At 39.8% G+C, this 18028-nt stretch carries 15 protein-coding genes, 1 tRNA gene and 2 rRNA genes (1 of these 18 only partly in view); 2 read left to right on the top strand and 16 right to left on the bottom strand.

The genetic code is table 11. The annotated features are described in order from the left end of the window. Positions 1–34 precede the first annotated feature (34 nt). The 14 genes from rsmI to B1A77_RS06215 all read right to left on the bottom strand — a co-directional run bounded on the left by rsmI (position 35) and on the right by B1A77_RS06215 (position 14666). Positions 35–883, bottom strand: a complete 849-nt coding sequence (gene rsmI, locus B1A77_RS06280; RefSeq protein ID WP_077708295.1) for a 16S rRNA (cytidine(1402)-2'-O)-methyltransferase — start codon at positions 881–883, stop codon at positions 35–37. Further along, the gene (locus B1A77_RS06275; protein WP_008713596.1) at positions 873–1598 is read right to left on the bottom strand and encodes a tRNA1(Val) (adenine(37)-N6)-methyltransferase; all 726 of its coding nucleotides are present in this window, start codon (positions 1596–1598) and stop codon (positions 873–875) included. Before B1A77_RS06275 ends, rsmI begins: the two co-directional genes overlap by 11 nt. Beyond that, on the bottom strand, positions 1591–2436 hold the full coding sequence (locus B1A77_RS06270; RefSeq protein ID WP_077708292.1) for a PSP1 domain-containing protein: 846 nt from the start codon (positions 2434–2436) through the stop codon (positions 1591–1593). The genes B1A77_RS06275 and B1A77_RS06270 overlap by 8 nt, the downstream gene beginning before the upstream one ends. After that, entirely contained in the window at positions 2437–3477 is a 1041-nt protein-coding gene (locus B1A77_RS06265; protein WP_077708290.1) for a DNA polymerase III subunit, read from the bottom strand. A gap of 75 nt (positions 3478–3552) precedes the next feature. Continuing rightward, positions 3553–4239, bottom strand: a complete 687-nt coding sequence (locus tag B1A77_RS06260) for a dTMP kinase (protein ID WP_004693261.1) — start codon at positions 4237–4239, stop codon at positions 3553–3555. 2 nt (positions 4240–4241) lie between these two features. Further along, positions 4242–5723: an aminotransferase class I/II-fold pyridoxal phosphate-dependent enzyme gene (locus B1A77_RS06255; protein ID WP_077708288.1), complete on the bottom strand. Its 1482-nt coding sequence runs from the start codon at positions 5721–5723 to the stop codon at positions 4242–4244. Positions 5724–5780: 57 nt separating this feature from the next. After that, positions 5781–6359, bottom strand: coding sequence for an aminoacyl-tRNA hydrolase (gene pth / locus B1A77_RS06250; protein ID WP_077708286.1), 579 nt, complete (start codon positions 6357–6359; stop codon positions 5781–5783). 10 nt (positions 6360–6369) lie between these two features. Next, complete coding sequence (locus tag B1A77_RS06245; protein WP_004693255.1) at positions 6370–7323, bottom strand: ribose-phosphate diphosphokinase; 954 nt, start codon at positions 7321–7323, stop codon at positions 6370–6372. 127 nt (positions 7324–7450) lie between these two features. Further along, a complete protein-coding gene (glmU, locus tag B1A77_RS06240) occupies positions 7451–8824 on the bottom strand; it encodes a bifunctional UDP-N-acetylglucosamine diphosphorylase/glucosamine-1-phosphate N-acetyltransferase GlmU (RefSeq protein WP_077708284.1) in 1374 nt (457 codons plus the stop codon). Positions 8825–8955: 131 nt separating this feature from the next. Beyond that, the gene (gene purR, locus B1A77_RS06235) at positions 8956–9774 is read right to left on the bottom strand and encodes a pur operon repressor (protein ID WP_004697116.1); all 819 of its coding nucleotides are present in this window, start codon (positions 9772–9774) and stop codon (positions 8956–8958) included. A 226-nt stretch (positions 9775–10000) separates the two neighbouring features. Further along, on the bottom strand, positions 10001–10609 hold the full coding sequence (locus B1A77_RS06230; RefSeq protein WP_077708282.1) for a peptidoglycan-binding protein: 609 nt from the start codon (positions 10607–10609) through the stop codon (positions 10001–10003). Positions 10610–10871: 262 nt separating this feature from the next. After that, complete coding sequence (nhaA, locus tag B1A77_RS06225) at positions 10872–12044, bottom strand: Na+/H+ antiporter NhaA (protein WP_024060197.1); 1173 nt, start codon at positions 12042–12044, stop codon at positions 10872–10874. A 35-nt stretch (positions 12045–12079) separates the two neighbouring features. After that, on the bottom strand, positions 12080–13237 hold the full coding sequence (gene nhaA, locus B1A77_RS06220; RefSeq protein ID WP_004693243.1) for a Na+/H+ antiporter NhaA: 1158 nt from the start codon (positions 13235–13237) through the stop codon (positions 12080–12082). A 97-nt stretch (positions 13238–13334) separates the two neighbouring features. Next, positions 13335–14666 carry a PepSY-associated TM helix domain-containing protein gene (locus B1A77_RS06215; protein WP_004693241.1) on the bottom strand — a complete coding sequence of 444 codons (1332 nt, stop codon included), beginning with the start codon at positions 14664–14666 and terminating at the stop codon, positions 13335–13337. A gap of 138 nt (positions 14667–14804) precedes the next feature. On the opposite strand from B1A77_RS06215, the gene B1A77_RS06210 reads away from it, so the two are divergent. Both B1A77_RS06210 and B1A77_RS06205 read left to right on the top strand, forming a co-directional pair. Next, a tRNA-Gly gene (locus tag B1A77_RS06210) sits at positions 14805–14878 on the top strand. Positions 14879–14966: 88 nt separating this feature from the next. Further along, entirely contained in the window at positions 14967–15176 is a 210-nt protein-coding gene (locus B1A77_RS06205; RefSeq protein WP_004693239.1) for a TOBE domain-containing protein, read from the top strand. A gap of 800 nt (positions 15177–15976) precedes the next feature. Here the strand turns inward: B1A77_RS06205 and rrf are convergent. After that, a 5S ribosomal RNA gene (gene rrf / locus B1A77_RS06200) occupies positions 15977–16093 on the bottom strand. Positions 16094–16312: 219 nt separating this feature from the next. Continuing rightward, a 23S ribosomal RNA gene (locus B1A77_RS06195) occupies positions 16313–18028 on the bottom strand (it continues 1219 nt past the right edge of the window).

Below are 18028 nucleotides of genomic sequence, written 5' to 3'. Positions count from 1 at the left end.
GATGAGCCTCCTTCTAACCTTCGAATGGGAAGGTTTAACGTTCTACAATATTATATACATCCCGGCGGGAAACGTTAAAACGCTTTGCCACCTGGCGAATAGCTTCTTTTTTAGGTACCCCAGTATCTACAAGGGCTTGCACAGCATCTTCATAAGATACTGGTTCATCCAACACTTCACTAGTATCGGACTCCACTGTATCAGCACCGCTTACGATGAGGACGAATTCACCTTTATAGGTGAGCTGTTCTAAATTCTTTACAAGGTTTTCCAGATCCGTGCGTACAAAGGTTTCAAACTTCTTCGTCAGTTCCCTTGCCACCGTTATGGAGCGATTACCAAAGACTTCATACATATCTTGTAAAACCTCTTGTAGTCGATGCGGGGCTTCGTAAAATAGCAAGGTTCCCATCACTTGTGAAAGTCTTTTTAATTCTTCAATACGATGTTTCCCTCGTTTAGGCAAGAACCCTGCAAAGGTAAAGGATTTAGTATCTAAACCTGATGCAATAAGTGCTGTTAACGCCGCATTGGCTCCTGGTAATGGAACTACAGCTATGCCTTCTTCAATGGCCTTTGTTACAAGGTCTGCCCCTGGATCAGAAATAGCAGGCATACCCGCATCACTAACGCAAGCAATCGACTGTCCTTCTAACAAAAGTTCCAAAATATAAGCACCTTTTTCCTCCTTATTATGTTCATGATAAGAAATCAAAGGCTTTTTAATATCAAAATGTTTTAACAATATGCCCGTATGACGTGTATCCTCAGCCGCGATAGCATCTACCTCACCCAAAATACGAACAGATCGATACGTCATATCTTCTAAATTACCAATCGGTGTAGGCACCAAGTATAATGTGCCCCATTCATTATCGTTCATACCAAGAGGACACCTCCTTCGTGTACACATTCGTTTTTTTGTAAACGATGAGTGGTGGCTCAAGTACAAGACCTGCCTGACCTTGAAAAATAGACTCTATCAAAACTAATTTTGCTGGTTTATCTAGCATACCATGAACAAACCGAATTCGTTTTGCTTGAAAGTTAAACCTTTCTAGTTCATGTAATACATATTGCAAGCGACTAGCACTATAAATCATCCACAAGCGACCTTTACATTTAATAAAAGACTGTACCGCTTTCAGAACATCACATAAAGTTGTATGTCCATCATGAAGTGCTAAAGTACGCTCTTCAGATGTAGGCTTTGCACCGCTTTCACAATCATAAAAAGGGGGATTAACAATAACACCATCAAAAGGCTTATCTTGTATATCTCGATATGTCATATGCCGATAATCACCACATAACATATTTACCACATCTTGTTTACGATTATGTTCTACGCTACGCTTAGCCAACTCAACGAGAGTTTCATTAATTTCTATACCTGTAATATGACCTGCCCCTAATGACGTACCTATAAGCGGCATAACCCCTGACCCCGTTCCAAGATCAACATAGGTATGACGACCATTAAAACGACAAAAATGAATGAGTGCTATGGCGTCAAAGGAAAAGCGAAACATATCAGAACGCTGATAAATCTGTAAGCCATCGATAATTAAATCATCAAGTCGTTCTTGATCATTCATCAGGCAATGCCACCTCGGACCATTTCAAATCGATAGTACGGCCCGCTTCGAGCTGTACCTTTACAGTATGCTTATGATGATTTACCTTTAAAACTTTACCAATACCTTCATCGGTAACAACCTCCTTACCAATGCCAGGAGGTGCTATATCTTGAGGAGATTGAGTGCGTTCCTTCTTCACATATAGGTCGCCACCTTTTTTATATAAATCATCTTCATAGTTAAGACAACACATCAATCGACCACATACACCAGAAATCTTCGTAGGATTTAAGCTCAAATTTTGATCCTTTGCCATGCGAATCGATACAGGCGTAAAGTCACCTAAGAAATTTGAACAACACAAAGGTCGACCACAAGCACCAATACCATTTAGTACTTTAGCCTCATCACGGACACCCACTTGGCGTAACTCGATGCGCGTTCTAAATATAGTTGCCAAATCTTTAACGAGCTCACGGAAGTCAATACGGCCATCTGCAGTAAAGAAGAATATAATCTTATTCATATCAAATGTGTATTCCACATTGATAAGTTTCATCGGTAACTTGCGTTTTTCAATTTTTTCTAGACAAATTTCAAAGGCCTTTTCTTCGCGCTCTTTATTCTTCTCGATTTGTTTCAAATCCTTTGACGTCGCCTGTCTAATAACAGGCTTAACAGGGGCAACAACAGAATCTTCAAAGACCTCTTTTGGTCCAATCACAACCGTGCCGTATTCTACACCACGAGCTGTTTCAACGATAACTCCATCCCCAACAGATAGTTCTAATTGTTCAGGCTGAAAATAATAAATCTTTCCCGCCTTTTTAAAGCGTACGCCAACTATGGTTAGCATTTAATCCTCCTCCCGAGCATCATGAAGGGCGATACAGAGACCGTCCACCACGAGAGCGGTTTTTATATGTAAGCGCAAAGCCCGTTCTGCTTGCAATGTTTCGGTAATAACCTCTGACAATGCTTGCATGGACCAGCGCGGTAATAATCGTAATAATTGAGTCTTGTACATAGGTACTTGTAATTGCGTGTCTTGAGCCCCCATTTTAAGAGCCATCATATCTCTACTTATAAGGCGTAACCAGTGCATCAATTCTGTTAAATTTTCACGAGATAAGCTTTCACAAGCTAAGGAAATCATAGAAAACCATCGTGTTTCAAAAGCTAATATGTCCATCACCTTAACGGCTAACTCTAGCATTTCAATGCGACCTTGTGTCGCCAGTTTTTCCACCAATTGTGGATTACCATGACCAGCTAACAAAGCCTGTTCTATATCACCGGTAATTCCACGCGCTACAAAAGCGGTGCGAATCGTATCTACATCAACACTGTTAAAACCAACGCCCATACATCTAGAAATGATGGTAGGCAATACGGTGTTAATCTTGTTCGTAATAATGATGAAGTACACCTGTTCGGGCGGTTCCTCAATGGTTTTTAGCATAGAATTTGCCATGACTGCATTGGCTGTGTGAAAGTCCTCCACAATGACAACGCGGTTCCCATTGCCCGCCACAGACAGATGATCTTGTAATAATGAATACCACTGCTCTACCTTTAAGGTTGTTTTCATAGGGCGAATCCAAAAGGCATCACCCTTATCCATATAGATAGGTAATCCTTCGGCTTCGATACGTTTTTCCGTATCCCCATTTGCTAAACGGGCTTCCTTAACCTCTGCTAAATAAGATTCCCCCTTAGGTTGAGAGAATACTTGACGCCCTAGTAATAAAGATGCTAGGCCTATGGCCATATCTAGCTTGCCAAGACCAGATTCGCCATAAAACAAGAGACTATGAGGTAATGCATTACGACTTACAAGTTCAGATAGGTGTGCCTTAATCGAATCTTGACCAATTATAGAATCAAAATATGTCATAGCGCCTCCTATCAATACATGCTCAATATTAATATTATATAGGAAAAAGGCGACTTTTAAAAGAGTCGCCTTTTTCTAAGGTAGTAGATTTTCTACTACACTATATACATCATTATGAATTTCTTCAATAGTACGCAACGTATACTGACTAGACTTAGCTTTATAAGCACAAGGTATGCGGTGCCATTGATAACGCTTTACTAATTCTTCATACGCACCGTGAACGGCTACTAAATATGCATGATTTCCTTCGTGAATATCACCAGTATTGCCTCCTGTTTTACCAGTGCGCTCCGCCATAAGGGCTTCGCTCACTTCAAGGGGCATATCTAAAAGGCATACCGCATCAGGTTTAGGCAAGCCAAATTTTTGGAACTCAAAATCTTCAAGCCAATCTAAAAATGCAGTGCGTTCCTTCGGATTATCGTATTTTACCATTTGGTGCACCATGTTAGACGTTGTATAACGATCTGCAATGATGATTCCCCCATTTTTGTAAAACTGTTCCCAATCAGTTCTAAAGGAAGCAAATCGATCGATAGCGTACATGGAGCTTGCCACATAAGGATTTACATCATGTACATTCTTACCAAATTCACCAGCTAAATACATTTTAATAGGCATAGCGGCGCCGCTATCATAGTTTGGAAAGCTCACAGACTTAACGGCATGCCCTTCTTTGGTCAAGCGTTCTACTAAGAGTTTAGTTTGTGTAGCCTTACCGCTGCCGTCTCCGCCTTCTAATATAATCAAAGTCCCCATAATTACTCCTGTAACACCCAAATTGTTTCCAATGTCATATCATCAGACCCATTAGGTACATAACCTAGAGCCTTTCGATTCTCTATATATTGTAACACAGAGGCACTAATCTCTTCACCTACTGCTACACAGGGAATCCCCGGTGGATAATAAGCAATTGTCTCCCCTGCAATACGATGAAGTGCTTCTTTTAACGGTATTTGCTCACGATTTGCATACATAGCATTACGAGGGGTTATTCGCACAATAGGCGCTGGCAGCAGCGCAGAATCTTTACTAATGTCTTGCAATTGCTCTTCCTCTGTATTATTAAATTCTTTAAATGTACGTAACACCTTTTCACTTACAGCTTGTACAGCCTTAATAAGAGCAGTTACAGACTCGTTTGTATCACCTATGGTAATAAGCACTAACACATGATTTGCCTGTACTAACTCCACTTCGATACGATGATTGCGCAATAAATGTTCAAATTCTACACCTGTTAAACCTAAGCCTTTTGCATCAATCAGCACCTTAGTACAATCATAATTTATTACCCGCTCTTGAATATCTGTATATTCCATAGTAGCAATACCAGAAATTTTATTGAGTTCCTCACGTAAGTACATACTCAACTCTACTGCACGACTTACTAAATCATTACCTGCTGTGGCTAATTGATGGCGCGCCATATCTAAGGAAGCAAGGAAAATATAGTTTGGACTCGTACTTTGTAACATTTGATGCATTTGCGTAATACGCCGCTTATCAATTTTTTTACCTTGCCCTAATAGCCAAGATGTTTGTGTCAAAGAGCCAACAGATTTATGTGTACTTTGAGCCACCAAATCTGCTCCAGCCTCTGTAGCTTCTATAGGTAAACTTTCAGAAAACGGCAAATGAGGCCCATGAGCTTCATCAACAAGTACAATAAGTTCCCGCTTATGAGCCTCTTGTATGATATTAACAATATCTATGCCCACGCCATAATAGTTTGGATAAACTAAAAGAATCGCCTTTGCCTCTGGATGTGCATCCATTGATTTGATAGCATTTTCTAATGATACACCTAGTGGAATTCCCCAGCGTTCATCAAAATCACAGTCCATATATACTGGTTTGGCTCCTGAGAGGACAAGCCCACTAATAACGGAACGATGTGCTTCTCGAGGAATGATAATGATTTCATCAGGCCCTACAGTCCCCATAATCATGGCTTCAATCAAAGCTGTAGTACCATTAATAGAAAACCAACAACAATCAGCTCCATATAACTCTGCTGTTAAGTCTTGCGCTTCTTTTAATTCCCGTTCAGGTTCATGTAAATCATCTAAAGCATACATAACACCTAAGTCATAGGGTAACGCTGGCCCCATCCAATTCTTTAATAGTTGAGGTGCTTCAACGCCTATCTTATGACCTGGTGTATGAAAGGGCACGAAATGTTGTTCTTTATATGATTCTAAAGCCTCTACAAAAGGCATTTTTTCTTGATTACTCATATGTACCTCGTAAAAAGGGCATGAATCTCAATGAGACTCATGCCCTTATGCATGTATTTATCGCTGTGAACGACGTTTAGGATTGAATTGATTCATGCCTTTATCAATGCCTACCTCTAAGGTACCTAATACGGCTTTTACCGTATCCTTAATACCTTTTTGCACCTTCTCTTGCGACTCTTCACTAAATGGTGCTAAAACGTGATCAATGACAGTCCATTGTGGCAATGGACGTCCAATTCCTACGCGGAATCGAGGAAAATTTTCTGTTCCTATATGGGAAATTAAGGATTTAATCCCATTATGTCCACCCGAACTACCGTTTGGTCGAATACGCAACTTACCTATAGGTAAATCCATGTCATCATAAATACAATACACATCAGATGGATCAATTTTGTAGTACCGCATTAACGGTCCTACAGACTCACCACTTAGATTCATAAATGTTTGCGGCTTTACAAGTAATACTTTCTCACCATCTACGGTAATACTGCATACCTCAGCACGTTGCTCCTCTCTCCAAGGCGTATGAGGGACACTATCGGCAATGGCATCAATAACCATAAATCCAATATTATGTTTTGTCTTTTCGTATTGCTTGCCGGGGTTACCGAGGCCTACTACTAATTTCAAAAATCACCTATTATTTATCAAATAAATTACTTACAGACACTTCATGGAAGATACGCATAATTGCTTCACCCAACAATGGAGCTACGGATAATTGCGTAATATTTGGTAAGTTGCAATTTTCCGGCAATGGAATAGTATTAGTAACGATAAGTTCCTTAATATTGGAATTTGCAATTCGTTCACTTGCCGGATCTGTCAACACTGCATGTGTAACAGCGGCGGTAACGGATTTAGCACCGAATTCTTCCAATGCTTTAGCACCTTCAACCAAGGATCCAGCCGTATCTACGATATCATCGATAATAATACAGTTTTTACCTGCCACATCACCGATGAGATTCATAACTTTAGCCACACCTGGTTCAGGGCGTTTTTTCTCAATGATTGCAATCGGTGCACCAATGCGGTCAGCCAAATCACGAGCTCTTGTAACACCGCCAAGGTCAGGAGATACAACGATAACATCTTCCATATTTTTTTCATTAATGTATTTAGCCAAAATAGATGCGCCAAACAAATGATCTACAGGCACATCAAAGAAACCTTGAATTTGGCCTGCATGCAAATCAATTGTTACAAGACGTGTAATACCTGCCGTTTGCATCAAATTAGCTACTAATTTAGCTGTAATCGGCTCACGACCACGAGTCTTACGGTCTTGGCGAGCATAGCCATAGTAAGGTACTACTGCAGTGATATGACGTGCAGAAGCGCGTTTTAACGCGTCAGCCATAACCATGAGTTCCATTAAATTATCATTTACAGGATAGCTAGTTGGTTGAATGATAAATACATCTTTGCCACGTACGCTTTCATCAATCATTATTTGTACTTCGCCATTGTTAAAACGACCTACAAATGCTTCACCTAAAGGCAACCCTAAATAATCACAAATTTCCTTTGCCAATGCAGGATTTGCATTACCTGTGAAAATCTTGAGTTTTTTGCCGTCTTCAAATGCCATTTTGTTACCCTTTCATTTGCTCCTATACTGGTTACTTATCCATAATCTATACATTACAGATACACACTATTGCCTTTTTATTGTATACTATTTTGACCTAATTGTGTTAAAAAATATGAGATTTTTTTTATTTCTTTTTGAAAGTATCCTCTGTTACCCAATTTTCTTTCACAATTTGCTTACTGCGCCCTACAGCCAAGGCCTTATCTGGTACATTTTTAGTAATAGTAGAGCCCGCACCTACATAGCTATAATTACCTACTGTTACAGGGGCAACTAAGTTACTATTACAACCAACAAATGCACCATCACCAATAGTCGTACGATGCTTAACTTTCCCATCATAATTCACGGTAATAGTGCCACAGCCAATATTAACACCGGCCCCAACATCACTATCACCGATATAGGAGAGATGTGGGAACTTAGTACCTTCCCCAACATTAGAGTTTTTAACTTCTACAAAGTTACCTACATGAACCTTGTTACCTAAAACTGTATTTGGACGCAAATGGACATATGGACCTACATCTACACCGTCTTTTACTTCACAGTCATGACCATAAGTAAAGTGGATAATCGTATCATTGCCGACTTTTACATTCGTCAAACGAGTGTGTGGTCCAATTTCACAACGCTCACCAATCACGGTATCACCTTCAAGAATTGTACCAGGATGCAAAATTGTATCTGCACCTACTGTTACCTCAGGAGCCACATAGGTATTTTCAGGATCAATAATTGTTACGCCAGCAGTCATTAACTCAACATTTTTACGATGTTTTAATATAGCTTCAGCCTCTGCTAATTGCAAACGTGAGTTTACACCTAAAGATTCTTCAAAATCCTTAGTCATGTATGCACTTACCTTGTCGCCACCATTTACGAGAATACCAACTACATCAGTAATATACAATTCACCTTGGGCATTATCATCAGATAATTGATCTAAGCAAGGCCATAATTTTTTACTATCAAAAGCGTACATACCTGTATTTACTTCTTGAACCGCTAATTCTTCAGGTTTACCATCTTTCTGTTCTACGATACGAACTACAGAACCCGCTTCATTACGAATGATACGTCCATAACCAGTTGGATTCGGCATATGAGCAGTTAAGATTGTAGCTGCTGCACCGGAATTTTTATGTTCTTCTAAAAGTGCTTCTAAACTTTCTTTTGTAACCAGGGGAGTATCACCGCATAACAATAAGATTGTACCATCATAATCACCAAGTACTGGTTGAGCCATCTTAACTGCATGACCTGTACCATTTTGTTCTTCTTGACGAACAAATTCAGCACGCTCTCCCAAGTAATTTTGTACTGCATCGCCACCAAAACCAACGATAACAACATCGCGATTGGTACCAATGGATTGAACCGTTTCAAGAACGCGTTCTACCATCGCCTTACCGCCGACCTTGTGTAACACTTTTGGCAATTTAGACTTCATACGCGTGCCCTTACCAGCAGCTAAAATAAGGCTTGCAATATTCATAGTAATCTCCTATCTGTTATCTCTTATATCTCTAAACCATTTTAAATATTATTTACGTCATTATTTAGCCCATAGGTCAATACTCAATATAAACCATTATATCAGCCTATAATCTTCCTAATATTAATGATTTACTCTGCATCTAACACAGGCTCTATACTAATTTTCTTTGTATTTTCATCGATACCATAAAAAGTAAATAGTGATTCATAATCATCGATCAACTTCGGACTTGGTTCAGCTGTAGCTACAAGAACACCTGTGCCAACAACGACGCCACTCATTTCAAGAACTAATTCTTTAAGCCCCTTAGCGGTACCGCCAGCTTTCATAAAGTCATCGATAATTAACACTTTCGCATTTGGAGGAATTGCCCGTTTAGTTAGAGTCATAGTTTGAATGCGCCCAGAGGAACCTGTTACATAATTGATACTAATAGCAGAACCTTCTGTTACCTTACTATCACGTCTAGCAATAACAAGTGGTTTATTGAAAGCTCTCGCTACCATTACAGCCAAAGGAATCCCCTTTGTTTCTACAGTCAAAATATAGTCTGGTTCACGGTCCACAAAACGAGTCATAATAATCTCACCCAGACGTGTCATTACATGCCAATCATATAAGATATCAGACATATAAATAAAACCACCTGGAATGATGCGATCTGGCTCCATTAAACGAGCTTGCACATCGCGTAGAATATCGTTCGCTTGTATTCCCTTGCGATGCGGAATAAATCGTACCCCACCAGCTACACCGGCCACCGTTTCTAAGGTCCCCAGTTGAAAGTGTTCCATAGACTGCCTTACACATGTTAAATCTTCACTAACCGTTGATTTAGCCATGCCAAAAAAGTCGCAAAAGTAATTTAAAGGAATCAATTTTTGCGGTGAATCAACTAACAGTTTTGTCATTGCCACCATTCGTTCTACGCGCCGTACTTTATCCATAGGATTATCCTTTACCATTCATCATATAACTATTAAGTATGCTTATTAATTTAACATCATGAGTCATCATCATATATCTATTATTTATTATACCATATTTTCCGAATATTCGAGGTTTTGAATACATTATAATTCGGTAAAAGAAAAACTCTCTAGCATGTTATACAAGAATATGATTGTAGTCTATACATCTATCATATAATCATATAAAACTAGAGAGTTATCATTATAAAATATAAACCTTTACAGATTGACGTCCAAACTGCAATGCTTCTGCACGAGAATCAAAGGCTAAATCAATGCGATGCCCTTTAATAGCACCACCTACATCGTCAGCTACAGCATAGCCATAACCTTCAATATATAATCGCGTTCCCAAAGGAATTAATTTAGGGTCTACAGATACAAGTCCCTTCCGTAGACGACTGCCTGTAGCTGTATATTTTCCGTTGCCAGGATCTTGAGATGAATAGCCACTAGCCTCCATCGTTAAAACTTTAGAGTATTTATTAGGCACTCCATTATGATCGCGTTCTGTGCCATGTCCACCATAACGAGTCTCCATCTTTTCTAAAGCATTCATCGTAGCAGGACCAACACGACCATCTACAGGGAGCCCTTTAGATTTTTGAAATTTTCGAACAGCTTGTTCTGTATTATGACCGTAAATGCCATCTATAGAATCATGTAAAAAACCTTGATGCTTTAACATGGTTTGCACCTTACTAACGTGATGCCCTCGTTGCCCCCGATCAATAGTTTTTGCTAATGATACAGAGGATACCATTACAATCATACAAACAAGCGTACATGCAATAATTATTTTTTTTATCATATACACCTCACCTTACATTAAGTAGTATACTATACAGTTTTAAATAATCTATAAACCATAAAAGTTCTATTAATATCAATAATTCATATATATTAAATTATAGTTATAGTATAGTTTTAAGGGTGTATTACATATATATCATAAAATTATAAGATACCAATGAAAATCTCCATTATATCCTGCAAGAATATTCGCTTAGATTACTTCTAAAGTCGGAAATACTCTTCAGTCTATAATGGAGATTTAATAGTTTTATTCAATTTTAGCAGTTATGGTATACACCAATATGACATTCTTTTCGGTTTGCACCAACAAGTCTTAAGAAGATGTAGCCGAATAATGCAGAGATTAATGAGCCAAGTATAACGCCACCTTTTGCCATTTCTTGAGCGTGACCGGGTTCAAATGCCAAGATAGATACGAAGATACTCATTGTAAAGCCTATACCACATACAATCGCAGTACCATATACATGCTTCCAATTAGCTTCTGTCGGCATTGGTACAAGGCCACATTTCACCATCGCAAATACTGCACCAAAAATACCTATTTGTTTCCCTATAATAAGGCCTAATGCAACACCAAGCACTACAGGATGTGTTAAGTCATTAACAGATACATTACGTAAATCTACACCAGCATTAAAGAATGCAAATATTGGTACAATTAAAAAACTAACCCAATTGGACAATAAATGTTCCCAATGTTGCATTGGGCGAACATACTTACGGCCTCGTTTGCCTTTTGAAGGAATTGTCATAGCTAAGATTACACCAGCCATAGTTGCATGTAAACCAGATTTTAATACACAATACCAAAGGATAAACCCTAGAATGATATATGGTAAAGGTCGTACATATCCTTGCTTATTACAATAGATTAAAGCAGCTACAACTACGACAGCTGCACCTAAATACATCATGTGAATACTTGACGCATAGAAGATTGCAATTACGATGATAGCAATCAAATCATCTATAACGGCAAGAGCTGTTAGAAATACTTTCATTGAATTCGGTACTCTAGAGCCTAATGCAGATATAATACCGATGGAAAATGCAATATCCGTAGCAGTTGGTATTGCCCAACCATGTATATATTCAGAATGAAAACCTGCAATTAAGTAGTAGATAAAAGCGGGCGTTAGAACACCAAATAATGCGGCAATGCCTGGCATCACACGCTTAGCATTAGTATTAAGCTCACCTGATACTAATTCACGCTTAACTTCGAGACCTACAAAAAGGAAGAAGATTGCCATCAATGCATCATTAACCCATTCTAAAATTGTTAGATTACCTATATGGTGATTAACGATTTGAAAGTATTGTTCAGATGATGGAGAGTTCGCTAAAATTAAAGCGAGTACTGTTGCTCCTAGGAGTACAGATGTAGCTGCACCTGGAGAACGTAAGAAAACAAAAATGCGTTCCATTTGAATCCTTTCTATACTTACAAAAGATTATTTTATTAAATTTTACCACGCATCTTGCGTATTTGATAAGCTAAAATTAGGACAATCGCACCTAGCAAGCCTGCCGTGATTGATCCTATAAAGATACCTACCTTAGCCATTTCTTGTGTTATACCTGGTGGGAAAGCCAGTGTAGCAACAAAAAGGCTCATAGTAAAGCCAATACCACACAAAATAGCTGTCCCATAAATTTCAGGCCACGTCGTTTTTGTAGGCATCTTAATTGCCTTAGATTGAACCAAAATGTAGACGGCAGAGAATATACCTAATTGTTTTCCTAAGATTAAACCGAATGAAACACCTATGATTACAGGATGGAATAAATTATCTATGGAAAAATCAGCAAAGGATACACCAGCATTTAAAAAACTAAATAATGGTATAATTAAGAAGTTTACCCAATTGCGTAAAGCATGGGCCCATTCTTCCATAGGATATACTACCTTATCTATAACTTTACCTTTAAAAGGAATTGTCATAGCCAGTACAACACCAGCAATGGTAGCATGCACACCAGATTTTAAAACTAAATACCAAAGAACTAATCCTAGAACACAATACGGAAGTGGTCTTAAATAGCCTTGCTTATTAGTATAAATCAGTAAACCAGTTACAGCCGCAGCAGCTATTAAATCCATAAAATTAACGCCTGCCCCATAAAAGAGAGCAATAACGACTATGGCAATCAAGTCGTCAATAATAGCTAATGCAGCTAGAAAGGCTTTCATCGCTGTAGATACCTTATTACCAAGCATTGTAATAACGCCTATAGCAAAAGCGATATCTGTAGCGGTAGGAATCCCCCAACCATGTCTATATTCTGGCATATATCCAGCCGCAAAATAATACACAATAGCTGGCGTAATAACACCTGCAAATGCGGCTAATACGGGAAGCACACGTTTCGCCTTCGTATCAAGCTCCCCAGAAATCATTTCCTTCTTGATCTCTATACCAACATAAAGGAAAAAAAGAGCCATTAAGGCATCATTTACCCACTCCAGTATAGTCATTGGACCAAGGTGTATTTGCATGACTGCAAAATACTGTGCTGCAATCGGTGAGTTCGCCACAAGAACGCCTAAAATAGCAGCGGACAGCAAGGATATCCCACCAGCAGACTCTGACTGGAAAAATGCTTTTATAAAATTCATAATAACTACCACTTTCTGAGTCATAAATAATAATACGTATTTTTATGTATATAAAAACAACTATATTTATTATTATATCATTTCAGTTCGAAAATAATCAATATTGTTTACTTTCTTTAAGTAAAGAGATAAAAAATACAATAAGTGATACAGTTAAACAAATAGCAGCAATCGTATTCATAACAGGATTTTGCCAAAGTGGTAGAAGCAATCCTATAAGAACAGATATACTACAAAATAATGGTGTACGCCAAATATGCTTTTCCTCTACCGATACTTTAGATAGAATTACATCTGATTTTTTATACTTTCTAATAATAGTCATCATAAGTCCAGTCACGATACCAATAATGAGAACAATATCCCATATAGCCCACAATATCTTCAGAGCCATCGTATTATGATTATGAATATGTAGGTTAATCATAGTCGTCATACCTGTAAAATACCATGGAACTGCTTTAGTAGAAAATCTATCATTACTAGAATCGACATACAAGTTAGCATATACAGGCTGTCCAAGAAACATAGCTGGATCATCATCATTTTCTGCACCTAAATAAAATGCATAATGGTAATTGTTAAACTTAGATGGATAATCCATAGAAATAACTTGTCGATCTGGATATACTTTCATTATACGAGAAATTGCTTCTGATGGTTGCAATATTTCAGATTGTCCAATCGAAAGTTCCTGTTTAGCATTATGAAGTACATCGGCATTATAGTTATCATTTGCAATAAAAAAGCCCCCAATCCATACACCTGTTATACATAATATAAATCCCCAGACCGTTGCAACTATTGAGAATTCACGATGTAATGCACCTATTTTCATTTTCTTAGATAAAACAGAGGCTTTAGAATAACTTTTACGAAATGGACCATATAAAAAAATCCCTGAAATAATAGTGAGACTACATAAAAATGATAAGAATGTTACAATATATATGCCAATTTTACCTAAATCTAATCGTGTATGTAATTGATGAAGAGTATGTAACATACTACGAATCCAAGGATGTACAGGAGGCTCATTATGTGAAGTAATCAGTTCTTTAGATATAGGATTATATAAAACATAATCCCCACCCATTCCCATGCGAGCTGGAGGTGCTACCGTAGCCGTAGATTCAATAATACGATACCGTAAAATATGTGTAGCCCCCATAGCAGGGGATATATTCAAAATATCTTTTGATGGATATTTCTGTTTAACAAGTAGTGCCCCCTGATCAGCATACTTAAATATAGATTCTTCATGTTCATTCATCGACATTATAGCTGATGAATGATGTGTTGTTCCACCTTGAGCCCATGCATTTAACTCAGTTCGAAACATGAGTACTAATCCTGTAATACAAAACATTAAGAAGAAAATTAAGGAAATGATAGATAACCATTTATGAACTTTATATACTTTTGACATACGAATTCCTCCTTTTCTATTATTTTATACATCTAGATTGAAAGTAATTCAATACATTTACTACTATAGGTATAATCATAGATATATCTATGATTACTTGAATGTATATGTAAATATATGATACAATATTTACATCGTGCGGGCGTAGTTCATCGGTAGAATGCGAGCTTCCCAAGCTTGAGAGGAGGGTTCGATTCCCTTCGCCCGCTCCATATAATTTGTGATGTAATGTATATCACAAATTATATGCAAAATATTATAATATATATACTTTTTGTATTGTTTTTTAAGGAGATATCCATGAAATTAAGTGCAAGAAATCAATTAAAAGGTACTATCGTTGAGATCCAAGAAGGCGCTGTAAATGCAATCGTAAAAATCAACGTAGGTAATAATAATATTGTTACTGCTGACATTACTATTCAATCCGTTAAAGAATTAGGCTTAGCAGTTGGCAAAGAAGTTGTCGCTGTTATCAAATCCACTAGCGTAATGGTTGGTGTAGAATAATAAAGAATTAGAGCTGCTTAGGCAGCTCTTTTTTTGTATATATATTAAATTCCTAATAAGTTGTTATTAATATATAGGCTCTATGATTTTGTGATCATGGGGCTTGTTATTTACATAAATATGGAGTTGCTCAACTAGTTTACGGTTCGATACCATTGGTGCTGCGCACCGCGGTATCGATTAGATAAAGTTTATTTACATATATTTAAAGTAGCTCAACTGCTTTACGGTTCGGTAACATTGGCACGTTGTGCCTCGTTACCGTATGGATTAGTTAGATACTACCATTAGCCGCGGCTTCCTATCAATCCTCACTGTGGATTTCCCTTCTCTGCTTCGCAGCTCGGTAAATCTTACGTTCGGAAGCACTCATATGGTTCGGCTGCGTCGCTTAGCTCTAAGACCTCTTCGGTTGCCCTACTTGCTTCCTCACTGTGGATTTTCCTTCTCTGCTTCGCAGCTCGGTAAATCTTACGTTCGGAAGCACTCATATGGTTCGGCTGCGTCGCTTAGCTCTAAGACCTCTTCGGTTGCCCTACTTGCTTCCTCACTGTGGATTTCCCTTCTCTGCTTCGCAGCTCGGTAAATCTTACGTTCGGAAGAAAGCGATGCAGTGAATCTGTCGTCGTTTCACTCCTCCATCTTCTACTGCCCTGCTTTTCCCAGGGCCGTCTTACACGGACACGTACATAGATACAACCTCTACAACCTTGGCTGGAGGCTGCTCTAGTAGGGTTAGCTAGTCGAAGACTAGCAAAAAGAAAAAGGCCTACCTTTAGGTAGACCTTTTTCTTTTCGTTAATCAGCGGCTTCCTATCCTCCCAGGCCGTCTCCAGCCAAGTACTTTCGGCGTTTATGAGCTTAACTACTGTGTTCGAGATGGGAACAGGTGGATCCTCATAGCCATCGCCACTGAATCTGTCAGAGTTTGTACTCTGAAAACCACATAGAAGTATATATATTTGTTGCACATTCTGCTTAATGTTTTATTATATGTTGCGTCCCATACTCAAAGTACACGTCTGGAGGATTGCGTCGAAGCCTGTGGATTTCACATCGTGAAATCTTACGTTTCGACGTAAGCGACTCCACGCAACTTGTGCGTCGCGTTGCTCCTTCAAGTTGGTTACGCTGCTTAAGTAAAGCCCTCGATCGATTAGTACCAGTCAGCTCCAAACCTCACGGCTCTTCCACACCTGGCCTATCTACCATGTCGTCTACATGGGATCTTACTAGCTTATGCTATGAGAAACCTCATCTCAAGGCTGGTTTCACGCTTAGATGCTTTCAGCGTTTATCCGTCCCGAACGTAGCTACCCAACTGTACCCTTGGCAGGATAATTGGTACACCAGCGGTTCGTCCACTCCGGTCCTCTCGTACTAGGAGCAGCCCCCTTCAAGTTTCTTGCGCCCGCGATGGATAGGGACCGAACTGTCTCACGACGTTCTGAACCCAGCTCACGTACCACTTTAATCGGCGAACAGCCGAACCCTTGGGACCTACTTCAGCCCCAGGATGTGATGAGCCGACATCGAGGTGCCAAACCTCCCCGTCGATATGGACTCTTGGGAGAGATTAGCCTGTTATCCCCAGGGTAGCTTTTATCCGTTGAGCGATGGCCCTTCCACTCGGCACCACCGGATCACTAAGCCCGACTTTCGTCCCTGCTCGACCTGTCCGTCTCGCAGTCAAGCTCCCTTCTGCCTTTACACTCTTCGAGCGATTTCCGTCCGCTCTGAGGGAACCTTTGGGCGCCTCCGTTACTCTTTTGGAGGCGACCGCCCCAGTCAAACTGCCCGCCTAAGACTGTCCGGCCGGTCGTTACTCGGCCCGTTAGAAATCAATTAATGAAAGGGTGGTATCCCAACAGCGACTCCCCTAAAACTGGCGTCCTAGGTTCTAAGTCTCCCACCTATCCTGTACATTCATTAACTAAGTTCAATCTTAGGTTGCAGTAAAGCTCCATGGGGTCTTTCTGTCCAGTCGCGGGTAACCTGCATCTTCACAGGTACTTCAATTTCACCGGGTCCCTCGTTGAGACAGTGCGCAAGTCGTTACACCTTTCGTGCGGGTCGGAACTTACCCGACAAGGAATTTCGCTACCTTAGGACCGTTATAGTTACGGCCGCCGTTTACTGGGGCTTCAATTCAGAGCTTCGACCGAAGTCTAACCCCTCCTCTTAACCTTCCAGCACCGGGCAGGTGTCAGCACCTATACATCAGCTTTCGCTTTAGCAGGCACCTGTGTTTGTGGTAAACAGTCGCTTGCGCCTCTCTTGTGCCACTCATTCATGCTCCAAGCGCTTCTGCTCTTCACACTACATGAGTCCTCCTTTTCCCGAAGTTACGGAGGCATTTTGCCGAGTTCCTTAACGAGGGTTTTCCCGCGCACCTTAGGATTCTCTCCCCGCCTACCTGTGTCGGTTTTGGTACGGGCGATGTGTCTCTACCTAGAAGCTTTTCTCGACAGTGTAGGATCAATCACTTCGCGACTATTGCTAGTCACTCGTCATCACATCTCAGCTTTTAGAGCTACGGATTTGCCTATAGCTCAACCTACCTGCTTAAACACGCTCTTCCAATCGCGTGCTGACCTACCTTACTGTGTCACTCCATCGATCAAACGATTCACACCGGTACAGGAATTTCAACCTGTTGTCCATCGCCTACGCTATTCCGCCTCGGCTTAGGTCCCGACTTACCCTGAGACGACGATCGTTGCTCAGGAACCCTTAGGCTTTCGGTGGAATGGATTCTCACCATTCTTTTCGCTACTCATACCGACATTCTCACTTCTCATCAGTCCACAACTCCTTACGGTACTGCTTCAGCCCGATGAGAACGCTCCCCT

Source organism: Veillonella parvula (assembly GCF_002005185.1).
Taxonomy (GTDB): Bacteria; Bacillota; Negativicutes; order Veillonellales; family Veillonellaceae; genus Veillonella; species Veillonella parvula_M.
Note: the sequence above shows the minus strand (reverse complement) of the source record. Positions and strands in the feature narration are given on the sequence as shown.

Excerpts from the sequence above, each read along its gene's own strand:
- B1A77_RS06230 (WP_077708282.1), bottom strand. The coding sequence starts at position 10,609 with ATGATAAAAAAAATAATTATTGCATGTACGCTTGTTTGTATGATTGTA.
- B1A77_RS06215 (WP_004693241.1), bottom strand. The coding sequence starts at position 14,666 with ATGTCAAAAGTATATAAAGTTCATAAATGGTTATCTATCATTTCCTTA.
- B1A77_RS06265 (WP_077708290.1), bottom strand. The coding sequence starts at position 3,477 with ATGACATATTTTGATTCTATAATTGGTCAAGATTCGATTAAGGCACAC.
- B1A77_RS06260 (WP_004693261.1), bottom strand. The coding sequence starts at position 4,239 with ATGGGGACTTTGATTATATTAGAAGGCGGAGACGGCAGCGGTAAGGCT.
- rsmI (WP_077708295.1), bottom strand. The coding sequence starts at position 883 with ATGAACGATAATGAATGGGGCACATTATACTTGGTGCCTACACCGATT.
- B1A77_RS06245 (WP_004693255.1), bottom strand. The coding sequence starts at position 7,323 with ATGGCATTTGAAGACGGCAAAAAACTCAAGATTTTCACAGGTAATGCA.
- purR (WP_004697116.1), bottom strand. The coding sequence starts at position 9,774 with ATGGATAAAGTACGGCGCGTAGAACGAATGGTGGCAATGACAAAACTG.
- nhaA (WP_004693243.1), bottom strand. The coding sequence starts at position 13,237 with ATGAATTTTATAAAAGCATTTTTCCAGTCAGAGTCTGCTGGTGGGATA.
- B1A77_RS06275 (WP_008713596.1), bottom strand. The coding sequence starts at position 1,598 with ATGAATGATCAAGAACGACTTGATGATTTAATTATCGATGGCTTACAG.
- B1A77_RS06255 (WP_077708288.1), bottom strand. The coding sequence starts at position 5,723 with ATGAGTAATCAAGAAAAAATGCCTTTTGTAGAGGCTTTAGAATCATAT.
- glmU (WP_077708284.1), bottom strand. The coding sequence starts at position 8,824 with ATGAATATTGCAAGCCTTATTTTAGCTGCTGGTAAGGGCACGCGTATG.
- B1A77_RS06270 (WP_077708292.1), bottom strand. The coding sequence starts at position 2,436 with ATGCTAACCATAGTTGGCGTACGCTTTAAAAAGGCGGGAAAGATTTAT.
- B1A77_RS06205 (WP_004693239.1), top strand. The coding sequence starts at position 14,967 with ATGAAATTAAGTGCAAGAAATCAATTAAAAGGTACTATCGTTGAGATC.
- nhaA (WP_024060197.1), bottom strand. The coding sequence starts at position 12,044 with ATGGAACGCATTTTTGTTTTCTTACGTTCTCCAGGTGCAGCTACATCT.